Raw genomic sequence first — 26,060 nt, forward strand, 5'->3', positions numbered from 1 at the left:
TGAAAGAGAAGGATATTCATCATGTCAGTGAAAACAATTAAGCAAACCATGACCACTCTTGCGATAGGGATGGTCACGCTGCTACCGATTCAGACCTTTGCTGGCGATCTGCAAGACATTAAGGACAGTGGCGTGTTACGCCATATTGGTGTGCCTTATGCCAACTTTGTTTCCTACATCGATCAAGGTGAAATGCAAACATTGACGGGGTTGGATGTCGATATCATCAAGGGATTTGCTAAATCGCTTGGCGTACGTTACCAATACGTCCCAGCCCAATGGAACAATGTGGTTGGTAAACTGACTGGGCAGCAAGTTGAATACAAAGATGCGCAATTGATGGTTGGTGAAAAGATGGCGATTGAAGGCGATTTGATCGCTAACGGCGTCACGATTCTTGATTGGCGAGCACAAATTGTTGATTTCTCGGAGGACTATTTCCCATCCGCAGTCTGGCTAGTAGCACGCACTGACTCTTCATTAACTCCGATTAAGCCAACAGGTTCTATTGATGACGATATTTCAATGGTGAAGTCACTCATTAAAGGCCGTGAAGTCTTAGCGATGGAGCATTCTTGTCTCGACCCGAACTTGTATAACCTCTATGACACCGGCGCAAAAGTGATTTTGCCGGATGGTCAGCGCCGATTGAACGAAATGGTGCCTGCCATAATGAAAAACGATGCGGAAAGTACGTTGCTTGATGTTGCAGATACATTGATTGCACTTGAAAAGTGGCCGGGGGAAATCAAAGTCATTGGCCCAGTATCAGAAAACCAAAAAATGGCGGTTGCCTTCCGTAAGGACTCTCCTGAATTAAAAACCGCGTTTAACCAATACTTAAATTCAATTAAGCAAGATGGGACGTACCAAGCCTTGGTCGAGAAATACTACCCGTCTATTTACTATTTTTATAATGACTACTTTTTAGAAGATAGTAAGAAAGATATATGAGAAAGTCTGTAAAAAAAATATCAAGTCAGAAGATCATCACAGTCAGTGCGATATTGGTGTCGCTCTATTTGGCGATGATTATTACGGTCACCAGTTTAGGTCAACATAAACTAAAAGAATCACAGCATCGAGAACTCGATCTAAAGGTGAAAAGTTATGCAGGTACCCTTGATAATTTATTTACGATTGCCAGTGAAGATATAGACCATTTATCGACCGATAAAACGGTACAAACCTTCTTTGCCAACCTCGCTTCAGGCATGTCGATGGAGTATGGTTTAGGCGCAAGTTTGATCAATCTAAAACGTAAACTGCAAGAGAAATCTGAAACCAAAATCGTCAATAATCAATTGATCTACAATCAGTTAACTTTGATAGGTCTTGATGGCTCGACCATTATCACAACAGGTCAAAAGTCCGATCATCGTGTTGATACTTCGCGTTTATTGAATGATCACGACCACAGTGAAGAAGTCAGAGCGGTGCGTGAAGATGGCAAAGTACTTATCCAGGTGATAAAGCAAGTCATGTTCTCAGGCAAACCTGTCGGCTATTTGATTGCGGATATCAACGAGAAGGTAGTCATTTCCCAATTGACTAATCAGGAGCATGAAGACAGTTACAGTCGCATGGTGCTGAAGATCAATAATGTGGAAATGGAAGTATGGGATTCTATCAGCCGTAAGTTGGAACAGGAAAACATCACTGAGCCTGAAGCACTGGCTCAAGAGCTAAAAGAGAAGATCTATTTCGAAGTGCCAATCGAGCACCATCACTTTAAATTGATGGCTTGGTTTGAGTCACTTAGCGAACGCGATATCTACACGTCTCGAATATTTATTTCCGGATTAAGTATCCTCGCAATTTTGATTGTGTTTGGCTTGTTGTATGCGTTCAACCTTAATAACACACGTGTTGAGCTGAAGATCAAACTGGAAGAAGAGAAGAAGCGCAAAGACTTCTTATCTCAGCAAAACCAACGTTTAACCAGTGAGATAGAGCGTCGTAAATCGTCAGAAATGGAGTTGGCTTACCAAGCCAAGCACGATGCATTAACCGGTTTACCAAATCGAGTTTATGGTTCTGAACGCCTTGGTTTAGAGCTGTCACGCGCTGAACGCACAGGCTCTAGTGTACTGGTGATGTTCATCGACCTTGACCATTTCAAACAAATCAATGATTCGATGGGACACTTTGTTGGTGATGAGATCCTCAAACTGAGTGCTGAGCGGCTTCATCAGGCGGTGCGGAAAACCGATTTGTTGGCACGAATTGGCGGCGATGAGTTCCTATTGGTGATTCCAGACTTAGACAATGCCGACAGTGCTAAGCGCTTTGCCGCAACTGTATTGTCTGTGTTTAACGAGCCGTTTGTTTGGCAAAATCATGAATTCTTCTTGTCCGCTAGCGTAGGTATGTCTGTTTATCCAGAAGATGGCGATAATTCAGAGCAGCTACTCGCTTGTGCTGATATGGCGATGTACCGTGTGAAGCAAGACGGCCGTAATGCATTCTGCTTCTATGACCACAACATGAACCAAGATTTGCAGCGTTTCTTAGACTTGGAAAGTCGCTTACGTCATGCTATTTCTCACGATTTGTTAGAGCTTTATTATCAACCAATCATTGATCTCGACAGCGGGGCGATTGTTGGAGCAGAAGCCCTGATGCGTTGGAATGACGAGAAGTTTGGTTTTGTGAATCCAGAAGAGTTTATCTCGATTGCTGAGAAGAATGGTTTGATTCATCAACTGGGTGAGTTTGCCATTCGTCAAGCGTGCCAACAAGCGGCAAAATGGCAGGACGTTACACCTCTGTTTGTGTCGGTAAACTTCTCAAGTGTGCAGTTTAGATACTGTGATCGACTTTTCGAACAGATCAAGCAGCACATAGAAGAGTCGGGGTTGTCTCCAGAATTGTTCGATGTAGAGGTGACAGAGAGCTTGTTGTTTAACCACAGCAGCGACCTGATGGAGATGCTAGATAACTTACGAACTCTGGGCGCGAAGCTCACCATTGATGATTTTGGTACCGGTTATTCCGCATTAAGTTACTTACAGAAGTTCCCGTTTGATCGCCTTAAGATCGACCGCAGCTTCTTGCAGAATATGTTTGAGAATGAGTCCGACCGTGAGCTTGTGAACGTGATTATTGCGATGGCGAAAGCGCTCAACCTTAAGATCGTTGCAGAAGGCATCGAAGAACAACGCCATGTGGATTACCTGAAAAACCTAAACTGTGAGTTCGGACAAGGTTTCCACTATAGCCGACCATTACCCGCTAAGGACTTTGAAGCACTTTTAGCTAAGCCGACTTGGCTATAATCCCTTTCATTACAACCTCATAGAAAAGCATTAACTGGATTCGTGCCTCGGATTCATTAATGCTTTTCCACCTTGAGGGATAATCGTTTTTCCTTCCTTGAATTACACTACACTTAATTGATAAGTAATTGCCTGTGATGCCCGTCACATAAAGGCTCAACCTAATTCTAATCGAGTAAAAACTCGACACTATAAACAGGAAGGAATTGCGAATGTCTTCTGCATTTTACCAACAGATTGAACAGCAAATTGAAGAAGTAAAGGCGGAAGGCCTTTACAAAGCAGAGCGTATCATCACGTCTCAACAGCAAGCGGCGGTTAAAATCTCTAGCGGTGAAGAAGTGCTTAACTTCTGTGCGAACAACTACCTTGGCCTAGCTAACCACCCAGCGCTTATCGAGGCAGGTAAAGCAGGCATGGATGACCACGGCTTTGGTATGGCTTCAGTACGTTTCATCTGCGGTACTCAAGACATCCACAAAGAGCTTGAGCAGAAGCTTTCTAAGTTCCTAGGTAAAGAAGACACGATTCTTTACACGTCATGTTTCGACGCAAACGCGGGCCTATTTGAAACTATCCTAGGTAAAGAGGACGCAATCATTTCTGATGCTCTAAACCACGCGTCAATCATCGATGGTGTTCGTCTATGTAAAGCGATGCGTTTCCGCTACTCGAACAACAACATGGAAGAGCTAGAGCAACAACTGATCGCTGCGAAAGAAGCAGGCGCTCGCCACATTCTTATCGTAACGGACGGCGTGTTCTCAATGGACGGTGTAGTAGCAAACCTACCGTCTATCTGTGACCTCGCAGAGAAGTACGGCGCATTGACGATGGTTGATGACTCTCACGCTGTTGGCTTCATGGGGAAAACAGGTGCAGGTACGCACGAGCACCACAACGTGGTTGACCGTATCGACATCATCACTGGTACGCTAGGTAAAGCAATGGGCGGCGCTTCAGGCGGTTACACGTCTGGTAAAGCGGAAGTAATTGATTGGCTACGTCAGCGTTCTCGTCCATACCTATTCTCTAACTCTGTTGCACCTGCAATCGTAAGCGCTTCTATCCGTGTTCTAGACCTACTAGAAGAGAGCGGTGACCTACGTGACCGTCTATGGGAAAACGCAGCACACTTCCGTACTCGTATGGAAGACGCTGGTTTCACAATGGGTGGTGCTGACCACGCAATCATTCCAATCATGCTTGGTGACGCAAAAGTAGCAGCAGAATTCGCAGAGCGCGCTCTAGAGAAAGGCATCTACGTAATCGGCTTCTCATTCCCTGTTGTACCAAAAGGTCAAGCGCGTATCCGTACTCAAATGTCTGCAGCGCACTCTCGTGAGCAACTAGACCGTGCAATCGACGCGTTCATCCAAGTTGGTAAGGACATGGGCATCATCTAAGTTTCGTTTCCTCTTCCTAGCCTCCTCCTAAAACTGAGGGGAGGGGTTAGATTAGAAGAAGAAAAGCGCTTACGTTTAAAGATAAAAAGGCTTTCCCAACTCTTCTGAGTCGGCTCATGGGCAAAGCCTTTATTTCTTCTTTAAACGCATTAGATGAAAGAATTTTTTGTCACGCATAGAGCGGGGCAATGTTTGGTGAATACTATGAAAATTAAAGCATTATCAAAGCTAAAGCCTGAAGAAGGCATCTGGATGACTGAGGTTGATAAACCTGAAGTTGGCCATAACGACATTCTGATCAAAATTAAGAAAACCGCTATCTGTGGTACAGATGTACACATCTACAACTGGGACGAATGGTCACAAAAGACAATTCCAGTACCTATGGTTGTTGGCCACGAATACGTGGGTGAAGTGGTTGCGATTGGTCAGGAAGTTCGTGGCTTTGAAATCGGTGACCGCGTATCTGGCGAAGGTCACATCACGTGTGGTCACTGTCGTAACTGTCGTGGCGGCCGTACTCACCTGTGTCGTAACACGATTGGTGTGGGCGTTAACCGTGAAGGTGCGTTCGCTGAATACCTAGTGATCCCAGCGTTCAACGCGTTCAAGATCCCTGAAGGCATCTCTGACGATCTAGCGTCTATCTTTGACCCGTTTGGTAACGCAGTACACACCGCGCTTTCTTTCGACCTAGTGGGCGAAGACGTGCTTATCACAGGTGCTGGCCCAATCGGTATCATGGCAGCGGCAGTAGCAAAACACGTTGGTGCTCGCCACGTAGTGATCACAGACGTGAACGAGTACCGTCTAGAACTTGCTCGTAAGATGGGCGTAACACGCGCAGTAAACGTTGCTGAAGAGAAGCTAGAAGACGTAATGGCTGAGCTAGGCATGACAGAAGGCTTCGACGTAGGTCTAGAAATGTCTGGTAACCCAGCAGCATTCAACTCAATGCTAACCACAATGAACCACGGTGGTCGTATTGCACTACTAGGTATTCCACCATCAGACATGGGTATCGACTGGAACCAAGTTATCTTCAAAGGCTTGGTGATCAAAGGTATCTACGGCCGTGAAATGTTCGAAACTTGGTACAAGATGGCTTCACTGATCCAATCTGGTCTGGATCTATCGCCAATCATCACGCACCACTACAAGATTGATGACTTCCAAGAAGGCTTCGACGTAATGCGCAGCGGCATGTCAGGCAAGGTTATTCTTGGTTGGGAATAAGGTCGCGATAAAGCAACCTAAAACCTCTTGATATAAGATTAATAAAAACGCCCCAAGTTAACCTTGGGGCGTTTTTGTTTTATCGAGTTGGTTTGAAACTCGCTACTGCTTATTTTCTATTAATTCAGCCTTAGCGGTTTATCGCGATGGTTCCGGTTTCAACTACGCGAGATTCCTTCGAAACCATGACTTTTACAGTGTGCTTTTCTGAGGAGAATAATGTTTTAGCCGAAGTCGTTGGCCGCCCAAGTGCAGGCGCATGCTCTTGCTTTTGATAATGGATTTCCCAATGACAAGCTTGAATGTTGTAGCGCATAAACGCAAAGCCATTCACACTCTTGATGGTGGTGTTCCCTTTTTGGTAGAAACCGTAGTCGCGAAAACTCATATAATTGATTAAACCGTTGCGATGGTCCTTTACGTCATTGTATTGCTTATCTTCTTTGCTGCCTTCCACGTGATAAACCCTAATTAGATCATCACTCCAATCATCAACAACAAAAGAGCAGCCGCTGAAGTTTGGTGTGAAAACATACAAATGATCGCGATGAGGATCAGGGTGTTTAGGTATATCGAGATACTTGCCTTGCGCGACCCAGTAGGCCATCTGTGATGTTTTTTTGTCGGGTTGTTGCCCTGCAAAGGTATCAATGACTTCGATAGTGCCTACTGTTCCATGTGCGTGTTTATATTGCATGCCACTGAAAACAAGCTCACCACTTTCTTCTACTTCTTTCTTTGTCGCTGGGCTGAGAGATGTCATCTGGTGAGCAACGATCTCAGCGCTGACGCATTGGTTATTAAAGCTAGAGCCTAGCAAGTCTGACGGCAGCACACGTGTTCCGGTCGCATCGATCATTTCCTTTCTTGATGTCGGCATCGGTGACAGAATTGCATCGGGAAACTCACGTTCTTCGCCTACGTGAATATGGTTGTTCTGCTCTTCTACTTTACGGTCCGCGACTACTTTATCTCGATTATCATTCCAGCGCTTATAGTCGCTTGATGAATAAGTTAATTCAGCTCTGCGTTCTTGCTGCTGTCGCGCAGCTCTTTCTATTGTTGTTTCTTGCGTTTCTTCAGTATTAACAGGTGCTGATTGATATCGCATGGTAGGCATTCCAATAAGAAATAAATAAGAGAATACCAATGATTGTCGATATATCAGTAGGTGACTGTATAAAAGGTGATATTTACTAATAAAAAGCTCAAAATGAAATTGTATTTTAAGTTTTACTATGTGATCAGGTTTGTTTTTGATAGGTTAAAACACTAATAATAATATTTTATGTGTCTCTTTTGATTTATTTTAATTATTAATATATCAATGGGGGTATTAAGATAATAAAAGAAATAGCACATGAATATAATCTTGTTATTTATATATCTAGTGGTGTTTTAATGGTTTAATCGCTGTTGTAATTTTATATTCTTACGTATTCTAAACGTAGGTTAGGGTGATCTTCTGCTGTGACATTTTTGTACGTAGCCGTACCTTTACGCTCTCTAATCGTCGACTTATCAATTACATAAAATGTAGAGATCATTTCCAAAATTAGCAGGTAAACATAGATTACACCGTGCTAGCTAATCCAATTCTGTCATTCCTTTGCTAATACTGCATGCGATGAACGTAGGTATATAAAAACGGTTCATTAATCAATAATCAAAAAAAAGGAAATGAAAATGAGAAAGTCACTGACAGCACTTGGTTTAGCATTGGTATTTGCAGGCTCAGCAAACGCGGCAAACTGGGGGTATGAGGGTGAGCACGGCCCTGCAAATTGGGGGGAGTTCGCTTCTGAATGTGCGAAAGGTCAAAACCAAAGTCCGATTAATATTGAATCAGCGACTGAAGCCAAGCTAGAAAAACTGGATTTTGATTACGAAGGTAAGGCAATTTCACTGCTGAATAACGGCCACACTTTACAGACCAGTTTAGAAGGCAAAAACACGCTCACTATTGATGGTAAAGAGTTTACGTTAAAACAATTCCACTTCCATACGCCATCTGAAAACCATGTAGATGGTAAAGAATACCCACTAGAAGCACACTTTGTGCATGCCGATAAAGCAGGCCATCTGGCTGTTGTGGCGGTGTTCTTTAAACTGGGTGACGCGAACCCAGATCTCGCTAAGCTGCTCGCTAACATCCCAACTAAAGATCAGGATGTAGCCATCCAAGTCCCATTTGATGCTGATGCCCTAATCCCAAGTGATAAAGACTACTACCGCTTCAATGGTTCTCTAACCACGCCACCGTGTTCTGAAGGTGTGCGTTGGTTGGTGATCAAAGAGACACAAACCATCTCCCCAGAACAGGTGAAAGAGTTTGCGAAAGCAATGGGGCAAAACAACCGTCCAATTCAACCGTTGAATGCACGTACGATCCTCGCGCAACAATAACGGTTGATATGACCAACTAGAAAAAGCCCGCTTTTAAAAGAGCGGGCTTTGTGATTTTTAGACTTTGACTTTATAAGTGGTGGTCTTCTTGTGCTTTGGCCATTTGAATTGGGTCGAGCTTGAGTGTTTGTGTTGGGAACGCAATATCTGCTTCGTGCTCTTTAATGATCGTCATGACTTGCAGGAGAACATCTTGCTTCACTTCATGGTAGCGAACCCAGTTCACCGTTTTGGTGAAGGTATAGATGAAAAAGTTGAGTGAAGATGGACCAAACGCATCAAAGTTTACGATCAACGTTTGGCGCGTATCGATGTCTTTGTGGTTTTTGAGCATATCGCGAACCGCATCAATGATTGCGGGTACTTTAGCGGCATCGTCGTAACGTAAGCCAATCGTCTCGAAGATTCGACGGTTTAGCATGCGTGATGGGTTTTCTACCACAATGTTACTGAATACAGAGTTTGGTACGTATAGTGGGCGCTTATCAAAAGTGCGAATGCTGGTCATACGCCAGCCGATACGTTCTACCGTTCCTTCTATTTGACGGTCGGGAGAGCGGATCCAATCCCCAACCTTAAATGGACGGTCGAAGTAAATCATCAAACCACCAAAGAAGTTTGATAGAAGATCCTTGGCTGCCAAACCGACAATCAAACCACCGACACCACCGAAAGTCAGTAAACCCGATAGGCTAAGACCGAACGCCTGCATAACGGTCAATACACCGATGATGATAAAGAACAGGCGAGCGACTTTAGCCACGGCTTGTACGGTCGTCTCGTCACGGGTTTTCTGCTCCAGCACGTAGTCTTCGACGTTAGTGATAAGACGCATCACAATCCAAACGAGAATACTAATAACCAGAATAAGCTTCAGCGTACTTAACCAGTTGAATTCATTTCCTAATTCACTTTGTAGCACAATGCCAAGCGAGACGGTTGCTGGCCAGCACCATATTAACGTACTGATTGGCGTCTTAAGTGCTTCCAGTAATAAATCGTCCCAATGAAATGGGGTTTTCTCAAACAGGATTGCTAAGCGAGAATATAAAACGCGCCAAGCGATCCAAGCGAAAAAACTGGCAACAGTGATGAATAATACACTGCTGCTCCAGTCTTGGTGGTTGGCCATGACGTAATTTTGAAGTTCGGTAAACCACTGCGGCATAGTTGAATTTTCTTTTTATATAACAATGAGTGAAAGGTAGCAGAGTTTACATGTTCGCCCTAGAACAAATGATGCATGTTGCATGATGTGTTTTCGTCGATAAAAAAGAGGGAGAAGTCCGTTCGCTGTTTAGAGTTGCATTAATGACTTATATGTAATTACAAGGGTTTGAATCCTAATGCTAAATGTGAATAATGTATTATTCCCTTTATTCGGGTGTGATGAAACTCGAAGTTTGAAAGAGAACCGCTATCATTCGAACCGTCAATTGTAGGTTCTTTGACTCATCGCTAACATTTATCAAGCTCAAATATGAGACTTTAGTGTCACTTTGACATACGGAGATAAACCATGGAATTCACAGAGCTAGATAGAAATGCGCTCTACGACATTTGGATGTCGCAAAAAGCAAAAATGCACCTCACCCAAATGGAGATGGCAAAGCGCCTAGGTTTAAGCTTGCATGAGTTCTCTGCTTTGTTACGTGGGAATGCTCCGCTAACACTTGGCTTCGTGAAGCAACTTTGCGAACAATTGCACGTTCGTCCTGGTCAAGTGATTCCATCTATGAGCAAACGCGATATTTCTTCTTCGGGCTCCGTGTACCTACAAAACCGTATCACCGTAGATGGTGAAATCCGTAATGTCTTCATTGAAGGCAACCAAGTTGTGATCGAATACGAACACACGGTGAACTAACCGATCCATCCGTGTATTTTTTGTCGTAGACAATTTATTCACATCTCTACTGATAAAACTAGCAGCCATGATGTCCCTTTGAATGAAAGGAATGGCTGTGAAGACTTTTCTCCGTAATTTCGATAAACAACGTCGTCGTTTGACGCACCAACTTGAGCCTAAACTTGCAGGTTGGTTGAATGACGACTCTCTCACTGTTCACGAACCAATGCCGCACGATCAGGTGAAACGTATTTTGATCGTGAGAAACAACAGTCGTATCGGAAATATGTACTTCCTGCTTCCGTTTGTTCATCAGGTTCTGCGCTTATACCCAAATACGAAAGTTGATCTATTGTTGAATTCACCTTGGCAAGGTGAAGTCTTCAAGAATCTTGGCATCAATCAGATTCATTACTCCAACTTGTCATTCAAATCGCCAGATAAAGCACTTGCGACCATCCGTCTGTTAAAGCAAGAGAAATATGACTTGTTGTTCGCACCGACGGCGGGTGCGTGCGACACTTTTCTTTCCGCTGTGATTCCGGCGAAGAATAAGATCGCTTTTAAGAAAGTTAAAACAGAGCAAGTATTTACTCACTCCTCGGTCACCGATTCGCCTTTTCGTCACGGTGCCTACAAGCCACTTTCTATCCTTGAAGCGATGGGACATGAACTTGATAACACCTTAGATCATCATATTGTGTTTGATTCAAAAGAGCTTTCCTCTGGTATTCAGCAAGCACGTAAATTACGCGAAGAAGGCAAGCCAACGTTTGCTTTCTTCCGTGGTGCGCGAGGCAAGAAAAAGCTCAGTGACCATGCTTGGTTAAACATTCTGGCCGAATTTGAACGCAAACAAGGACAGAGAGTGAATTGGGTAGAGGTATTAAGCCCAGATATCCAGAAGCCACTATTAAAAGGCTCCCGCACCTTGGCATGCAAGGACCTGCGTCAATTGGGTGCAACGTTACGTTATCTTGATGGCTTTCTTTGCTGTGATACGGGGCCGTTGCATTTAGCGGATGCCGCAGGTGCAACTTGCTTTGGTTTTTATACGGAAACGTGCCCACAGCGATTCGGGTTGATGGGCGAGAAATGCCATGCGATTCGATTGTTTCTTTCGGAGGAACAAGCCGAGTTCGAGCCTGTGTTAAGAATGGCGTAACGCCGGATGAAATGAAAAAGTGACAGCCAATTGTGCTGTCACTTTTTGTATGAACATGGTTTAGGGCGATTTGCCTAAGGAATCTTCACCAAAGAATCACGCGATAAGTCAGAGATGGTTTTCGCTCCTGTAAGCGTCATTGCTACGCGCATTTCCTTATCGTAAAGGTCAAGCAAATTCTCTACGCCAGCACCGCCTTGTGCTGCGAGTGCGTATACAAAAGAGCGACCAAGTAGCGTACAGTCTGCGCCAAGTGCCAGCATGCGCACGACATCCAAACCAGTACGAATACCTGAATCGACGAAAATCTTCAGGTCGCCTTTTACGGCATCTGCAATACTTGGCAGCGCTTTTGCTGTCGAAAGCACGCCATCAAGCTGACGACCACCGTGGTTCGATACAACAATACCATCAGCCCCGAAGCGAACTGCGTCTTTTGCATCTTCTTCATCCAAAATACCTTTGATGACCATCGGACCGTCCCAAAAGTCTCGAATCCACTCTAGATCTTTCCAAGAGATTGAAGGATCGAAGTTTGCGCCTAGCCAGCCAATGTAATCTTCCAACTTAGTTGGTTCGCCACGGTAAGTTGAGATGTTACCTAAGTCGTGAGGTTTACCTAATACGCCGACATCCAACGCCCAGCTTGGATGGCGCATCGCTTGGAATACACGGCGCATCGCGGCATTAGGGCCACTCATACCAGAGTGCATGTCACGGTAACGCGCCCCCGGCACTGGCATATCTACGGTGAAGACCAGCGTTGTTACACCAGCGGCTTTCGCGCGCTCAAGTACGTTCTTCATAAAGCCACGATCTTTTAGAACATACAGCTGGAACCACATTGGGCGTTCAATCGCAGGTGCCACTTCTTCAATTGGACAAACAGATACGGTCGACATGGTGAAAGGAATGCCTTTCTTTTCTGCCGCTTTTGCTGCTTGAACCTCACCACGTCGTGCGTACATACCGGTCAGGCCAACAGGCGCAAGAGCGATTGGCATTGCTAGCTTCTCGCCGAAGATTTCCGTTTCTAGGCTTAGATCGCTCATATCACGCAGAACACGCTGACGCAGTGCAACATCACCTAAGTCATCGGTGTTGCGCTTTAATGTACGCTCGTCGTATGAACCGCCATCAATGTAATGGAAAAGGAATGGAGGCAGCTTGGCTTTCGCAGCAGCGCGGTAATCTGTAGAAGCAGAGATAATCATATTCGTGTGTCCTGGCTGTTATTCTAAGATTGCGTCCTGAGTCAATGAGCACCTGCTCTGTCAGTGTTTCACTGACTGCCATCCTTTCGGCAGTCGACATCAGAATAGAGTATAGATAAGTGATTGAGCTGTGAGACATTCCATACACGGAACAATCAATTATCTGCACTGAAAAAGACTGGCACATCGGTCGGGGGATTGATGCAGCAAGCCACACCAAAAGTGTCGGGGTAGTAGTGCTGACCGCTGTGCCAGAGAAAGTGCAGGGCGGGGGAGACCCTGCGTAAGTGTTACTTCATTAAGGCGTCTGTAAGTTGGAATCCGTAAATCAGAATCAGACCGATGATGCCTGTGACCACCAAGTAGTAGAACGTTGGGATAACAGTCTTACGCAGCGTTGCACCTTCTCGTCCTAGCAGGCCAACCGTTGCAGAGGCTGCCACAACGTTGTGGATGGCAATCATGTTACCGGCAGCAGCGCCAACCGCTTGAAGAGCAACCACAATGGCACTTGAGATAGTCAGTGTCTGCGCTACTTCGAACTGGAACTGGCTGAACATCATGTTCGACACGGTATTAGATCCGGCGATGAATGCACCAAGGGCACCAACAGTAGCACTCAACGCCGGGAATGCTGAGCCAACGAGGTCTGCTGCAAAGTTTGCCGTGGTTACAGGCATACTTGCTAGCTCGGCGCCGTTGACACCTGAGTTAATAAAGATACGAACCATAGGGATGGTGAACACGAGAACGAAACCTGCACCGACTAGTGTCTTGCTTGATTCGCCAAACGCTTTGCCTAGTGACTTAGCGCCGCCACCTTGCAGAAGGACCGCAAGTAACGCAACGAAGACTAAGATGCCACCCGGAAGGTATAAAGGTTGAATTGCCGTGCTGATACCTGTTTCGCCAAGAATATTACCAAACGATAGGCTTACACTTTTAAGCAGACCTTTGAATTCAGGGCTTACGCGGCTTGCTACTAGGATAACTGCTAGCATCACGTAAGGTGCCCAAGCCTTGGTTAGGCTCATTGGTTTACCTGGGTTGTCATCAAGATTGATCTTTAGAGAACCTAGCCATTCTGCTGGCCACTTATCTTCGCTTTCGAAGTCCCATTTGGTTTTTGGAACGAGGAAACCTTTCTTCGCTGCAGTAACTACAATAGCCAGACCAACTAGACCACCGATTAATGACGGAAACTCAGCACCTAGGAATACGCCTGTTAGTGCGTAAGGCACGGTAAAGGCAACACCTGCGAACAGCGCGAAAGGTAGGATGTCTAGACCTTCGCTCCAGCTCTTATTCTTACCGAAGAAGCGCGTCAGCATCATCGCCATTAGCACTGGAATCATAGTGCCAACCGTTGCGTGAATCATTGCCACACTTGCTGTGATTTGCTGTAGGTACGCGTCCCATGTTGAGCCATGAGCAACCAGTGCTTCACCGATATTGTGCGTATCTAAGCCTTTGTTCACGCCGACAATGATTGGTGTGCCAACCGCACCGAAGGATACTGGCGTAGATTGGATCATCATGCCCATCAGTACTGCTGCAAGTGCGGGGAAGCCAATGGCTACCAATAGAGGAGCAGCGATAGCAGCAGGTGTACCGAAGCCTGATGCGCCTTCAATAAAGGAGCCAAAACACCAAGCAATAATGATGGCTTGTACACGACGATCGGCTGAAATATCGGTGAATCCGTTACGGATAGTGGTGATCGCGCCGGTGTGTTTTAAAGTGTTGAGCAAGAAGATGGCACCAAACACGATCCATAGAACAGAGACAGTAATACCTAATCCTTGGAAGACAGACGCCAGTACGCGAGTAGCTGACATATCCCAAAACATTAGGGCGATAGCGACGGTTAGACCGAACGCAACAGGCATGGCTTTTTTAGCAGGCCAGTTGAGACCAACCAATAATATGGCGGCGACAACAATTGGCGAAAACGCCACAAGGGCAAGTAGGGTTTCACTCATTGGTACATCCTCGTACGCTGACTTCTCGAACGGCTTTATGCTGTAGAGATGATTTTTGTTGTAATGGTTTTGTTAATTTGGCGTGAATTTACCCCTTTATTTTTTATAGATATAGGGAAATAATGAAATTAATTTATTCCAAAAGTGACATAATCGATGCGTGCAGATGACCTAATCCTGTTCTCTCAGGTGATAGAAATGGGTAGCTTTAGTAAGGTGGCGGAAGAAAATAACCTTACAAATTCAGTAGTTAGTAAGAGGATTGCTCGGCTAGAAGAAGAAATTGGTGCTCAGCTATTATATCGAACAACACGTAAATTGACCCTGACCGAAGCGGGAAAGGCTTTGTTACACAGTGCTAAAAATGTGAAGCAAGCCACTCAAGAGGCTATGGATGCAGTTTCAGGCTTTGGTGAGAATGTTAGTGGCCATATCAAAATGTCGGTACCGACTATCTCGGGTGATTTGATTTTAGCGGACGCGGTTGCTGAGTTTTGTAATATGCACCCAGGGTTAACGGTCGACATGTCATTGGATAATCGTTTTGTGGATTTGGTGGAGTGTGGATATGACTTAGTGATTCGCACTGGTTATCTCGAAGATTCTAGCCTGATTGCGCGACATATTTTGGACTCACAATGGGTGGTTTGTGCCTCGCCCTCTTACATCGCGAAGAATGGCAAACCGATTGAGCCTATCGACCTAACCGCACACAACTGTTTGCAATACGCCTATCAAACTACCGGTGCTACCGATTGGCAGTTCAAAGGTAAACAAGGGGACTACATCGTCAAAGTGTCGGGTAGCTTTTCTACGGATAACGCTACTGCACTAAGAAAAGCAGCCCTAGGTGGGCATGGTATCGCCTACGTACCACGTTGCTTGGTTTATCACGACATTCGCAGTGGTGAGCTGGTGGATATTTTCCCTGAATTAGTCGGTAAAAAGCTGGGTATCTACGCAGTTTATCCATTTACTCGTCAACCTCCGAACAAAGTAAAACTCTTGATTGAGCACATTCGAGAGCGATACCTCACTATTTCGCATTACTTTTAATTAGTTCATAAATACAAGAAATGTTTCAATCTATTGGTTGAAATTCTATACCTGAGCCCTAAGGTAGGTATTGAGAATAAATCTCAACAAAATAATAAAACAAAACACTTAACTTCAAACGGAGTAACACGGACGTTATGCATTACCCAAAAACTCGTAAAGATTCTGTCGTCGACACTTATTTTGGTCACGATATTGCAGACCCATATCGCTGGTTAGAGGATGACCTTAGCCAAGAAACCGCAGAGTGGGTTTCAGGACAAAACTCAGTGACCTTTGATTACTTAGGTCAAATTTCTTTCCGCCAACAAATTCGCGACTTAGTGGCGAGCAGCCAGAACTACGAAAAGTACTCTCAACCTTTTGTTCATGGTGAATACACTTACTTCTACAAAAACGATGGCTTGCAGAACCAGAGCGTTTTATACCGTCATAAAGGGGATGAAGAAGCGGAAATCTTCCTAGACCCGAATACCTTTTCAGAAGAAGGAACAACATCACTTGGTGAAGTGAAGTTCTCTAAAGATGATTCTCTTGTCGCGTATTCTATCTCTGAGGGTGGCAGCGACTGGCGTAAGATCTTCGTCATTAATGTAGACACCAAAGAACAGCTTGAGCCTGAAATTGTCGACGCTAAGTTCACCACAATTTCTTGGTTTGGTAGCAAGGGCTTTTACTACGCGAGCTATGACAAACCTAAGGGCAGTGAGCTTTCGGCGCGCACTGAGCAGCACAAGCTTTACTACCATGAGTTAGGCACGCCGCAGACAGAAGATAAAGTTGTATTTGGGGCATCGGACTCACAAAAGCACCGCTATGTATCAGGAGTGACAACCAAAGACGATCGTTTCTTGATTATCACAGGTGCGGAATCTACGTCGGGTAACAGGCTATTTTATGTGGATCTCGCTTCAGAAGAGCAAGACGTAATCACGCTTCGAGATACAACCGATGGTGATACACATCTGATTGATAACCAAGATGACACCTTAATCTTCTATACCAACCTAGATGCGCCGAACGGCAAAGTGGTTGGCTATAACACTCAAACTCAACAATGGACAGAGATCATTGCTGAGCAGGAGCAACCACTTGATATCAGCAAAGGTGGTGGTTACTTGTTTGCGACTTACATGGTTGATGTTCTCTCCAAGGTTCAGCAGTTTACTTATCAAGGTGAGTTAGTGCGTGACGTTACTTTACCTGACCAAGGCACTGTGTATGGTCTGCAAGGGAAAACAGAAGATAAGACGCTTTACTACACCTTTACTAACTACGTGATCCCTCCAACCATTTTTTCTTTTGATGTAGAAAGCGGTGAATCTGCACTCTACCAAGAATCGAAAGCCCCGTTCGATCGTAAAGAATACGAGTCTCAACAAGTGTTCTACACCTCAAAAGACGGAACGAAAGTGCCGATGATCATCTCGTATAAGAAAGGCACTAAGCTAGATGGTACGACGCCAACCATGCTGTATGGTTATGGTGGTTTTAACATCAGTTTGACGCCGATGTTCTCGGGAAATGTCGCGAACTGGTTAGAACTTGGTGGTATTTACGCGGTGGCAAATATGCGTGGCGGCGGCGAATATGGTAAAGCTTGGCACAATGCGGGTACTCAGCAACAAAAGCAAAACGTGTTTGATGACTTTATTGCTGCGGCGGAATACTTGATTGAGCACGACTATACGAGCTCAGAGCGCCTTGCTATTCGTGGTGGTTCGAATGGCGGCTTGTTGGTTGGTGCGTGTATGACTCAGCGTCCAGAGCTGTTTAAAGTGGCGATACCTGCGGTTGGCGTATTAGACATGCTTCGCTACCACACCTTTACCTCTGGTGAAGGTTGGAAGTATGATTTTGGTACCTCTGAGCAAAGTGAAGCGATGTTTAAATACATCCTAGACTATTCGCCTGTGCATAATGTGAAAGAGGGCGTGGCATACCCAGCAACGCTCGTAACGACCGCGGATCATGATGACCGAGTCGTTCCCGCTCACTCATACAAATTTATCTCTGAGTTGCAAGATAAGCATCAGGGAGACAATCCGGTGCTGATTCGTATTGATGTGAATGCTGGTCACGGAGCAGGTATGCCGCTGAGCAAACAAATCGACCTTACCACAGATGTTTACGCATTTGCCTTGCATAACATGGGCATTGAAACTCTCGATATTTAGTACAAATCACTGATTCGATACAATAAAAAATGCCGCGACATCCATCGCGGCATTTTTCATGGTTGGGGGAACTCAATATGATCGCTAGGGTGACTAAGCCTAACTTTGAACCAACCAGTCTCGGCGGCCAAACCGAATGGCAGCTATACCATTTTCGTAGTTATGGCGAAAAATTCGCCATACTTTAATCCTAGTTTATGAATATGAAATTGTGATGAATCTAGGCTGCATCATCTTGATTTTCATTGTTTTCAAGATCAAATGAGGCATCAATCAGTTTTCTTGTGTAATCACTTTGCGGGTTGTGGAAAATTTCTTCTGCCGTTCCTTGCTCCATGACTTCACCCTTTTGCATCACCAGAACACGGTCCGACAGCGCTTTGACTACAGAGAGATCGTGGCTAATAAACAAGAAGCCGATGTTGTGTTTCTTCTGCAGATCTTTCAGAAGATCAATGACGGTCAACTGAACAGAGCGGTCGAGAGCAGAGGTTGGCTCATCAAGCAAAATGAAAGAAGGCTCAAGAATTAACGCACGCGCAATAGCGATACGTTGACGCTGACCACCAGAAAACTCGTGCGGGTAACGGTTAATAGATGCTGGATCTAAGCGCACCTCTCGCAGAACATCACGTGCTTTTTGCATTCGTTCTGCTTTGCTCATTTGAGGTTGATGCACAGTAAGACCTTCAGTGATGATGTCACCGACCGTCATGCGAGGAGAAAGCGAGCCGTAAGGGTCTTGGAACACCATTTGTACGTCTTTCTTTAACTCAAAACGCTGTTTGGCAGTAAGTAGGGAAAGATCTTGTCCTTTGAATTGAATCTTGCCACTTGATGGCAACAAACCAATCAAAGCTCGTCCTAGTGTTGATTTACCGGAACCCGATTCACCAACAATACCAAGCGTTTCGCCTTGTTTTAACTCTAATGAGATGCCTTTAACTGCCTCAAAATATTCGTTCTTGCTGGCGATGAAGTGCGGCTTAACAAGGAATTTAACTCGGATATCATCGGCTTTAAGAAGTTCAGCGGCGTTTTCTTCAATCGGGTCTTTGCTGCCTTTAGGAATCGAGTTAATCAGCATCTTGGTGTAATCATGCTGCGGTTCAGAGAAGAGTGCTTCTGTGATGCCTTCTTCGACCACTTCACCTTTACACATCACCAATACTCGGTCAGCAAAGTGTTTCACTACGCCTAAGTCGTGAGTGATGAACAAAATCGCCATGCCCATCTTGGCTTGGATCTCTTTGATCAGATAAAGTACTTCTGCCTGAACGGTAACGTCTAGCGCCGTGGTTGGCTCATCGGCAATCAGAATGTCTGGCTCGTTGATTAGAGCCATGGCAATCATGATGCGTTGCAACTGACCACCAGAGAATTCGTGCGGATACTTAGTGTAAGCTTGTTGAGGATTTGGTAAATGCACCAAGTCAAACAACTCAAGCACCTTGTCTTTCGCTTGTTTCTTACTCACTGGACGATGACACATAATGGCTTCCGCCACTTGAATACCGACGCGCATGTATGGGTTTAGAGACGTCATTGGCTCTTGGAAAATAATACCAATGCGATCGCCACGGATGCTTTGCATTTGGCGTTCGGTTTTCTCTAGGATTGATTCGCCTTCAAAGACGATAGAAGCGTCATTATGCAAAATTGCATTATCTGGCAGCAACCTCATCAACGCATTGGTTGAGACAGATTTGCCTGAGCCTGATTCACCAACGATAGACAGTGTTTCTCCTGCTTGTAAGTCGAAGCTCACATTCTTTACTGCATCGACGATACCATCGTTTGTCGTAAAGCTGACAGACAGGTTTTTCACCGAAAGAATGGTTTGTGCGGACATCACGTTTCCTTGTGTATCGAGTTGTTATGTATTGCCTTACTTGCTGTTCATACAGTGCGGCTTTAATTATGCAGTACGGTTTAGTTATATAGCTGAGATGCTCCCGCTTCTGCTGAGGTCATCGCTTGTAGATATAAGAACTGCTCATGAGCTCGTGTGACATGGTCTAATTCAATCATCCATTGCGCATTGCGCTGTGCAGAGCAAAATGCGGCCATGTGCGCTAACAAGTCTTCACTTTGTTTACTAAGCAATTGGCTTACACGGCAAATTAGATCATGGCTTTCGAGCTGTAAGAACTGAAATAGAGCATAGGATTGATTGAGTGCAGCGAACGCTTCTTGATGCAAGCCCAGTTTGTTTAGAATCTCTGATTGCGCGACGCTTGCATCACGCAAACCACTTATCAAACAAACGAACTGACACGGTTTGGTTTGTTCATTGTCTAGTGCGGATTGAATATGGTTAGGTAGATGATTGAGCACGTCTTCATATAGACGGTGAGCTTCAGGCCAATGTCCTTGCTCCATCAATTGCTCTGCTTTCAAATAGCGCATCCAGCATTGCTCAATATTCATGTTCATCTCCGCAAAATTCGATTTGAAGAGATATTAAATGAAAATTATTATCAATTGCAAGTGCGACTTGTTTTCATTTTGTTGCTGAGTGACTGCTCGTAAAATGTCCAAACGAACTGGTGTGGAAGATAAATCACTTAATTTTAAACAAATAATCTCTACACTGAGGTAACGACAATAAGAAAAAGGAGGCGAGTATGGCAGTACAAAGATTGGAACCTAAACAGCTGTATTCTGTAGCGGATCTAGAGAATATGCCATGTAAGTCGACCAAGGAATTGCCTCCGATTGATGAAATCGTTGGACAAGAGCGCGCTCAAAAGGCGGTCGAGTTCGCGATGTCAATCAAGGAGAAAGGGTACAACATCTACGCTATTGGTCAGAATGGTCTGGGCAAGCGAACCATGATTCTGCGCTATTTAAATCGTCATCAACATGATGAAGCGGCACTGTTTGATTGGTGCTACGTGGCGAACTTTGAAGACACACGTGTTCCCAAAGTCCTCAAGTTACCTTGCGGTATCGGTAACAAACTGAAAGCTGATATTGAAAAGTTGATGGGGAAGTTGCTGAACGCACTGCCTTTAGCATTCGATAACGAGATGTACTACAGCCGTGCCGATCGCCTAAAAAACCAATTGGCGAACAAGCAACAGCTTGAATTGGACAGCATCAGTAAAGAAGCAAAAGAAAAAGGCATTAGCTTAACGATAACGACTCAAGGTGATTACCAGTTCGTCGCGATGGATGGCGAAGAGTTGCATACCGAAGAGACGTTTGATGCTCTGAGTAAGAAAGAGCAAGAATACTTCTCCAGTAGCATTGATGAACTAGAGGTCAGTCTACGTAACATGATTCGTGAGCTGACCGAGTGGGAAGAGTCGTTCAGTGAAAAGATCAAAAAGCTCAATGATGATGTCACGCTGGATGTAATTACCCACTTCATCAAACAGTTGAAAGTGGATTATGCGGAGTACTCTGAGATCAAAACGTATCTCACTGATCTGCAAAAAGACATCGTTGAAAATGCTGATATTTTCTTGGAGCAGAGTGGAGAGCAAGGTGAGATTGCCACAGCTTCTTTAGATAAGAAGTTACCACGTCGTTACAAAGTGAATGTGTTGGTCAATCGCAGCAAGTGTGAATTTCCAATTGTGGTGGAAGAAAACCCGAACTATCACTCTCTGTTTGGCTCGATTGAAACCGCAACTTTCAAAGGCACAGTATTTACTGATTTCTCGTTAATTCGAGCGGGCAGTCTACATAAAGCCAACGGTGGCGTTCTTTTGATGGATGCACAAAAAGTACTAGAGCAGCCTTACGTCTGGGATGGTCTCAAACGAGCGTTGCGTTCGCGTCAGTTAAGTTTTACCTCGTTAGAGAAAGAGGTAACGCTAACTGGTGCGGTGTCTCTCGATCCAGAACCGATCCCTCTTGATATAAAGATAATCCTGTTTGGTGATTACCGCACTTACCAGTTGCTCCAGCATTATGATCCGGAGTTTGGTGAGTTGTTTAGAGTGACAGCAGACTTTGAAGATGAGATGAAGCGTACACCTGACTCAGAGCTGCAGTACGCGCGTTTTATCTCAAGTGTCGTGAATGACAACAACATGTTGCATTGCGATAAGAAAGCCATTGCACGCATTATCGAATACAGTTCTCGCTTATCAGGTGACCAAACGAAACTGTCACTGCACTCTGCGAATATTGCCAACTTGCTGCGTGAATCTAACTACGTGGCTCGCCAAGCGAACTCGAACATGATTCGCATCGGACACGTGGAAGAGGCGCTGAGCAATCAAGAAATGCGTGTCAGTCGCTTACAAGATAGCGTGATGGAAACCTTCGTCAATGGTACTACCTTGATTCGCACCGAAGGCATGGCTGTGGGCCAAGTGAATGCGCTCTCTGTATTAAGTACCAGTGACCACATGTTTGGTGCGCCAAACCGAATTACGGCAACGACGTGTTTCGGTGACGGTGATGTGATTGATATCGAGCGCAGTGTTGATTTGGGTGGCAGCATCCACTCTAAAGGCGTGATGATTCTGTCGGCTTACTTATCTTCTGTATTTGGCAAAACCGCTCGTGTTCCACTAACGACCACCATCACCTTCGAACAATCGTATGGTGGTGTGGACGGAGACAGTGCGAGTATGGCTGAGTTCTGTGCTGTCGTTTCTGCGTTCTCGAAACAACCAAACCGTCAGGATATTGCGATTACCGGTTCAATGAACCAGTTTGGTGAGTCACAACCTATCGGTGGTGTGAACGAGAAGATCGAAGGCTTCTACGATGTTTGTGATATCAAAGGCCGTCACGAGGGGCAAGGGGTGATTATTCCGCGTTCAAATGTGCACAACCTTATGCTTCGTCCAGATATAGTGAAAGCAGTAGAGAAGGGGGACTTCCATATTTGGGCTATCGACCACGTAACGGAAGCAATAGAGCTATTCACAGGCAAAGCGGCTGGTGAAGCAACCGACGAAGGTACATACCCAATCGACACCATCTTCGGGTTGGCACAAGCTAAGTTGAATGCGCTTAGAAAATAAGCACTCATTGGCGTAAAAGCTGATAAAAAAGCGTACAAGTTTTCATAATTTGTCATAACGACAATATCCCGTCGCAGTTGACGGGATATTGTCACTAACGTTATGAAATTGATGACTTTTCGCTCTGGACAAAAATGTGATCTACCTCTAGTATTTGCCCCCTTGTCTATTCGTCTGGGAATAATCCCATCGCAAGGAAGCCACACGCAAATACCTGAGGTCACTCATGCAGCTATCCCTGAAAAATTTGTCGGTTCGAACGCAAATTTTGGTTCCAGTTCTATTCACCGCGATCACTTTGTTTATTGCATTGTGGATCACGCAAAACAATCTAGAAGCAGAGCAAGAATTGGTTGCTTCTAACTCCGAATCGCTCGTGTTCTATAAAGACACACTGGCTCAAATTGACGACCAAGTTTACCCACTACGTATTAGCGCGGTTTACGCGATTTATGATGCGTCTCGTCGTGATGCCTTCCTTGCTGATCTTAAAGCAGGCGCGAAAGCCATTGATATGGATATCGACAAGATTGATGCGCGTGGCACTTTTGCATCAGAAGCGGAAAAAGTACGCCAAAGCATCGATACATACATCGACTATTCAACTCGTGCGGTTGAGTTCTTCAATCGTCATGATCGTGGCTTGGTCTCTGATGGCGAATACACTAACTTTATTTCTGGTTACCGTCGTGTAGGTAATGAAATGGTTGCAACGATCAATGCGCTGTCTCAACGCGTAAACCAAATTGCAACACAAGCGACAGAAGCAAGTGCTCGTGAACACGTTCGCGTACAAAACAACGCAATGATGTCAGTGATTGCTGTTTTTGCCTTCTCCTTGCTAGGCGCGTGGTTCTTGTCAGGCATGATTGTTACGCCAATCCAAAAACTACAAGAAGTGATGCGTAAACTCGCGGGTGGTGATCTGTCAGTACGTGCAGACATTGATGGTGACAACGAGATCGCTCAGCTAAGCAAAGACGTTAACCAAACAGCGAAACAGCTTCATGATACGGTTGATCAATTGATGCGTATTAGCGAAGAAGTCGCGTCTGCTTCAACTGAACTTGCGGCGGTAATGACGCAAGCTGAAGCCAATGCGCAGCAAGAACTGGCGGAAATCGAACAAGTTGCATCCGCTGTTAATGAGCTTGCAAGCACGGCAAACAACGTTAGCGATAATGCTACATCAGCAGATGCGACAGCTCGTGAAGCGGATGGTCTAGCGCAATCTGGCCTAACGATCTTCCAAGAGAGTGCACAAGCAAGCGAGCAAATGTCTCAAGCACTTAACGATGCGGCGCAAGTGGTTCTTCGTCTGAAAGAGCAATCGGTTCAAATCAACGACGTTATTGAAGTGATTCGTGGCGTATCTGAGCAAACTAACCTTCTAGCACTGAATGCGGCGATTGAAGCAGCACGTGCTGGTGAATCTGGTCGTGGTTTTGCTGTTGTAGCAGACGAAGTTCGTATGCTGGCAGCGCGCACTCAAGATTCAACGCAAGAAATTTCTTCTATCATTGAAGAGCTTCAAGCACAGTCTGGCCTTGCCAATGACAGTATGCAGGTGAGCTTAGAAATGCTGAACCGCAACAATGAACTAACGCAGCAAGCGAATGATGCGTTGATTGGTATTACAGAATCTGTTGCCAACATCAACGATTCAAATACGCAAGTGGCAACAGCGGCAGAAGAACAGTCTCAGGTGACTCAAGACATCAACCGCAACGTGGTAAACATGTCTGAGCTTGTGAACCAAAACGTAGCAGGCATCAGCCAAAGCGCGAGCGCAAGTACAGAGCTTTCTCACCTCGCTGAAAAGCAAAAAGAACAGTTGAGCTTCTTCAAGCTTTAATAAAAAGCGGTAAGTGATAAACATCGACTGATCGAAAAGAATCCCTGAGCGTTGGCTAGGGGATTTTTTTTACCTTTAATTCAATATTGATAAAATTAACATCATATAAATCAGATATTTACATGAAATTGTGCGTGACTGATGTCACATTTATAAATCTTTTGAGTGTATTTTTTGCGTCAAAATTTTTTTGACACACACACATTTTCCTATCTATCCGCTAACTTGATGGTTTTGCTGTATTCATATTGCCATCTCGCATGGTGTTTTCTTCTATATATCCTGTCTATTCAACTTATTGCGCTATAAATCGAGGCTGCTACTATGCCGTCCGTTTTCTCGTTGGTACAGAAATGTCCTGTTTTCTGGTGAGGAAACAACTAAAAACAAAGATATGGAAAATTAAAATGAAATTGAAAACATTAGCTGTAGCAGTGGCACTGTTAGCATCTGGATCTCAAGTTGTCGCTTCAGAACTATACAACCAAGACGGTACTTCACTAAACATGGGCGGCCGTGCTGAAGCGCGTCTTTCTATGATGGATGGCAAAGCAGAAGATGCTTCTCGTATCCGTCTTAACTTCCTAGGCAAACAGGAAATCAACGACAGCCTGTACGGTGTTGGTTTTTGGGAAGGTGAATTCGAAACTTCTGAAAAAGGCGCTGTCGATGAGAGCAGTGATCTTGAAACTCGCTACGCTTACGCAGGTCTTGGTGGCAAGTACGGTGAAATCACTTACGGTAAAAACGATGGTGCACTAGGTGTAATCACTGATTTTACAGATATCATGGCTTACCACGGCAATACTGCAGCATACAAACTAGCAGTGGCTGATCGTACAGACAACATGGTTTCTTACGCTGGTCAGTTCGAGCAACTAGCATTGCGTGCAAGCTACCGTTTTGCTGACCGTACTGAAGAAGCGAATGGCTTTGGTGATAACGATGAAGATGGCTTCTCTCTATCAGCAATCTACGCATTTGCTGACACTGGTTTCGAAGTTGGTGCTGGCTACGCAGATCAGAACGAAGGTGACGAGTTCATGCTAGCGGCTGCTTACACTGTTGGTAACTTCTACGTTTCTGGTCTTTACACTGGTGGTGATAACCTAGATCAAGATGCTAATGTGGCTCCTGCTTCTGGTGATGTTGACTACAAAGGTTATGAGCTAGCAGTAGCTTACACAATGGGCCAAACAGTGTTCACTTCTACGTACAACAAAGCAGAGCAAGATAACGACGACAGCGTCGATAACCTAGCGGTTGACGTAACTTACTACTTCAAGTCTAACTTCCGTGGCTACGCGTCATACAACTTCGACCTAATGGACAGCAAAGGTACTGAAGAGAAAGACGAGCTAGCACTAGGCCTACGCTACGATTTCTAAGTCGAATATGACTGAAAATATACTGCCTTATTTTTAGTTGTTTAGAACCCCTTGCCAGAT

18 protein-coding genes are annotated in these 26,060 nt (G+C 44.9%); 12 read left to right on the forward strand and 6 right to left on the reverse strand.

Annotated features, from left to right (window positions below; translation table 11 throughout):
* Positions 1–21 precede the first annotated feature (21 nt).
* From ATB76_RS01100 to tdh, 4 genes are all read left to right on the forward strand, one after another.
* Positions 22–954, forward strand: a complete 933-nt coding sequence (locus ATB76_RS01100) for a transporter substrate-binding domain-containing protein (protein ID WP_038868423.1) — start codon at positions 22–24, stop codon at positions 952–954.
* Positions 951–3,278, forward strand: a complete 2,328-nt coding sequence (locus tag ATB76_RS01105) for an EAL domain-containing protein (protein ID WP_038868426.1) — start codon at positions 951–953, stop codon at positions 3,276–3,278. The genes ATB76_RS01100 and ATB76_RS01105 overlap by 4 nt, the downstream gene beginning before the upstream one ends.
* 212 nt (positions 3,279–3,490) lie before the next feature.
* Positions 3,491–4,684: a glycine C-acetyltransferase gene (locus ATB76_RS01110; RefSeq protein ID WP_061034427.1), complete on the forward strand. Its 1,194-nt coding sequence runs from the start codon at positions 3,491–3,493 to the stop codon at positions 4,682–4,684.
* Positions 4,685–4,888: 204 nt separating this feature from the next.
* Complete coding sequence (gene tdh / locus ATB76_RS01115; RefSeq protein WP_061034428.1) at positions 4,889–5,920, forward strand: L-threonine 3-dehydrogenase; 1,032 nt, start codon at positions 4,889–4,891, stop codon at positions 5,918–5,920.
* Positions 5,921–6,050: 130 nt separating this feature from the next.
* Here tdh and ATB76_RS01120 read toward each other — a convergent pair whose 3' ends face one another.
* The gene (locus tag ATB76_RS01120) at positions 6,051–7,031 is read right to left on the reverse strand and encodes a hypothetical protein (protein WP_061034429.1); all 981 of its coding nucleotides are present in this window, start codon (positions 7,029–7,031) and stop codon (positions 6,051–6,053) included.
* A 575-nt stretch (positions 7,032–7,606) separates the two neighbouring features.
* Between ATB76_RS01120 and ATB76_RS01125 the strand changes: the two genes are divergently transcribed.
* Positions 7,607–8,326, forward strand: coding sequence for a carbonic anhydrase (locus tag ATB76_RS01125; protein ID WP_038868445.1), 720 nt, complete (start codon positions 7,607–7,609; stop codon positions 8,324–8,326).
* A 70-nt stretch (positions 8,327–8,396) separates the two neighbouring features.
* On the opposite strand, the gene ATB76_RS01130 is transcribed toward ATB76_RS01125, so the two are convergent.
* On the reverse strand, positions 8,397–9,494 hold the full coding sequence (locus ATB76_RS01130) for a mechanosensitive ion channel family protein (protein WP_042601212.1): 1,098 nt from the start codon (positions 9,492–9,494) through the stop codon (positions 8,397–8,399).
* 351 nt (positions 9,495–9,845) lie between these two features.
* Here ATB76_RS01130 and ATB76_RS01135 point away from each other — a divergent pair, with 351 nt between their 5' ends.
* Complete coding sequence (locus ATB76_RS01135) at positions 9,846–10,193, forward strand: helix-turn-helix transcriptional regulator (protein WP_005439037.1); 348 nt, start codon at positions 9,846–9,848, stop codon at positions 10,191–10,193.
* Between the two features lie 91 nt (positions 10,194–10,284).
* The gene (locus tag ATB76_RS01140; protein ID WP_061034430.1) at positions 10,285–11,340 is read left to right on the forward strand and encodes a glycosyltransferase family 9 protein; all 1,056 of its coding nucleotides are present in this window, start codon (positions 10,285–10,287) and stop codon (positions 11,338–11,340) included.
* Between the two features lie 74 nt (positions 11,341–11,414).
* Here the strand turns inward: ATB76_RS01140 and lldD are convergent, their stop codons facing one another.
* Both lldD and ATB76_RS01150 read right to left on the reverse strand, forming a co-directional pair.
* On the reverse strand, positions 11,415–12,554 hold the full coding sequence (lldD, locus tag ATB76_RS01145; RefSeq protein ID WP_005439035.1) for an FMN-dependent L-lactate dehydrogenase LldD: 1,140 nt from the start codon (positions 12,552–12,554) through the stop codon (positions 11,415–11,417).
* 290 nt (positions 12,555–12,844) lie between these two features.
* Positions 12,845–14,536: an L-lactate permease gene (locus ATB76_RS01150; protein ID WP_061034431.1), complete on the reverse strand. Its 1,692-nt coding sequence runs from the start codon at positions 14,534–14,536 to the stop codon at positions 12,845–12,847.
* Between the two features lie 156 nt (positions 14,537–14,692).
* Here ATB76_RS01150 and ATB76_RS01155 point away from each other — a divergent pair, with 156 nt between their 5' ends.
* Positions 14,693–15,592 (forward strand): LysR family transcriptional regulator, encoded by a 900-nt coding sequence (locus ATB76_RS01155; RefSeq protein ID WP_061034432.1) that lies wholly within the window; start codon positions 14,693–14,695, stop codon positions 15,590–15,592.
* A gap of 137 nt (positions 15,593–15,729) precedes the next feature.
* Positions 15,730–17,769, forward strand: a complete 2,040-nt coding sequence (locus ATB76_RS01160) for a prolyl oligopeptidase family serine peptidase (RefSeq protein WP_061034433.1) — start codon at positions 15,730–15,732, stop codon at positions 17,767–17,769.
* Between the two features lie 220 nt (positions 17,770–17,989).
* On the opposite strand, the gene ATB76_RS01165 is transcribed toward ATB76_RS01160, so the two are convergent.
* Together ATB76_RS01165 and ATB76_RS01170 are read right to left on the reverse strand one after the other, a co-directional pair.
* On the reverse strand, positions 17,990–19,621 hold the full coding sequence (locus ATB76_RS01165; RefSeq protein ID WP_061034434.1) for an ABC transporter ATP-binding protein: 1,632 nt from the start codon (positions 19,619–19,621) through the stop codon (positions 17,990–17,992).
* 80 nt (positions 19,622–19,701) lie between these two features.
* Complete coding sequence (locus ATB76_RS01170) at positions 19,702–20,199, reverse strand: hypothetical protein (RefSeq protein ID WP_038876359.1); 498 nt, start codon at positions 20,197–20,199, stop codon at positions 19,702–19,704.
* Between the two features lie 197 nt (positions 20,200–20,396).
* Here ATB76_RS01170 and ATB76_RS01175 point away from each other — a divergent pair, with 197 nt between their 5' ends.
* The 3 genes from ATB76_RS01175 to ATB76_RS01185 all read left to right on the forward strand — a co-directional run bounded on the left by ATB76_RS01175 (position 20,397) and on the right by ATB76_RS01185 (position 26,000).
* Positions 20,397–22,757: an ATP-binding protein gene (locus ATB76_RS01175; protein WP_061034435.1), complete on the forward strand. Its 2,361-nt coding sequence runs from the start codon at positions 20,397–20,399 to the stop codon at positions 22,755–22,757.
* A 226-nt stretch (positions 22,758–22,983) separates the two neighbouring features.
* The gene (locus tag ATB76_RS01180) at positions 22,984–24,612 is read left to right on the forward strand and encodes a methyl-accepting chemotaxis protein (RefSeq protein ID WP_038876354.1); all 1,629 of its coding nucleotides are present in this window, start codon (positions 22,984–22,986) and stop codon (positions 24,610–24,612) included.
* A 407-nt stretch (positions 24,613–25,019) separates the two neighbouring features.
* Positions 25,020–26,000: a porin gene (locus ATB76_RS01185; protein WP_061034436.1), complete on the forward strand. Its 981-nt coding sequence runs from the start codon at positions 25,020–25,022 to the stop codon at positions 25,998–26,000.
* The last annotated feature ends 60 nt before the right edge of the window (positions 26,001–26,060 follow it).

The sequence above is a fragment of the Vibrio sp. MOR3 genome (genome assembly GCF_001557775.1).
Classification (GTDB): domain Bacteria; phylum Pseudomonadota; class Gammaproteobacteria; order Enterobacterales; family Vibrionaceae; genus Vibrio; species Vibrio jasicida.

What these genes read in the sequence shown, in the direction of transcription:
- ATB76_RS01185 (WP_061034436.1), top strand. Translation starts at nt 25,020, where the DNA reads ATGAAATTGAAAACATTAGCTGTAGCAGTGGCACTGTTAGCATCTGGA.
- ATB76_RS01140 (WP_061034430.1), top strand. Translation starts at nt 10,285, where the DNA reads ATGGCTGTGAAGACTTTTCTCCGTAATTTCGATAAACAACGTCGTCGT.
- ATB76_RS01110 (WP_061034427.1), top strand. Translation starts at nt 3,491, where the DNA reads ATGTCTTCTGCATTTTACCAACAGATTGAACAGCAAATTGAAGAAGTA.
- ATB76_RS01120 (WP_061034429.1), bottom strand. Translation starts at nt 7,031, where the DNA reads ATGCGATATCAATCAGCACCTGTTAATACTGAAGAAACGCAAGAAACA.
- ATB76_RS01180 (WP_038876354.1), top strand. Translation starts at nt 22,984, where the DNA reads ATGCAGCTATCCCTGAAAAATTTGTCGGTTCGAACGCAAATTTTGGTT.
- ATB76_RS01175 (WP_061034435.1), top strand. Translation starts at nt 20,397, where the DNA reads ATGGCAGTACAAAGATTGGAACCTAAACAGCTGTATTCTGTAGCGGAT.
- ATB76_RS01135 (WP_005439037.1), top strand. Translation starts at nt 9,846, where the DNA reads ATGGAATTCACAGAGCTAGATAGAAATGCGCTCTACGACATTTGGATG.
- ATB76_RS01150 (WP_061034431.1), bottom strand. Translation starts at nt 14,536, where the DNA reads ATGAGTGAAACCCTACTTGCCCTTGTGGCGTTTTCGCCAATTGTTGTC.
- ATB76_RS01100 (WP_038868423.1), top strand. Translation starts at nt 22, where the DNA reads ATGTCAGTGAAAACAATTAAGCAAACCATGACCACTCTTGCGATAGGG.
- ATB76_RS01165 (WP_061034434.1), bottom strand. Translation starts at nt 19,621, where the DNA reads ATGTCCGCACAAACCATTCTTTCGGTGAAAAACCTGTCTGTCAGCTTT.
- ATB76_RS01155 (WP_061034432.1), top strand. Translation starts at nt 14,693, where the DNA reads ATGCGTGCAGATGACCTAATCCTGTTCTCTCAGGTGATAGAAATGGGT.
- ATB76_RS01170 (WP_038876359.1), bottom strand. Translation starts at nt 20,199, where the DNA reads ATGAATATTGAGCAATGCTGGATGCGCTATTTGAAAGCAGAGCAATTG.
- ATB76_RS01160 (WP_061034433.1), top strand. Translation starts at nt 15,730, where the DNA reads ATGCATTACCCAAAAACTCGTAAAGATTCTGTCGTCGACACTTATTTT.
- tdh (WP_061034428.1), top strand. Translation starts at nt 4,889, where the DNA reads ATGAAAATTAAAGCATTATCAAAGCTAAAGCCTGAAGAAGGCATCTGG.
- ATB76_RS01130 (WP_042601212.1), bottom strand. Translation starts at nt 9,494, where the DNA reads ATGCCGCAGTGGTTTACCGAACTTCAAAATTACGTCATGGCCAACCAC.
- lldD (WP_005439035.1), bottom strand. Translation starts at nt 12,554, where the DNA reads ATGATTATCTCTGCTTCTACAGATTACCGCGCTGCTGCGAAAGCCAAG.
- ATB76_RS01125 (WP_038868445.1), top strand. Translation starts at nt 7,607, where the DNA reads ATGAGAAAGTCACTGACAGCACTTGGTTTAGCATTGGTATTTGCAGGC.
- ATB76_RS01105 (WP_038868426.1), top strand. Translation starts at nt 951, where the DNA reads ATGAGAAAGTCTGTAAAAAAAATATCAAGTCAGAAGATCATCACAGTC.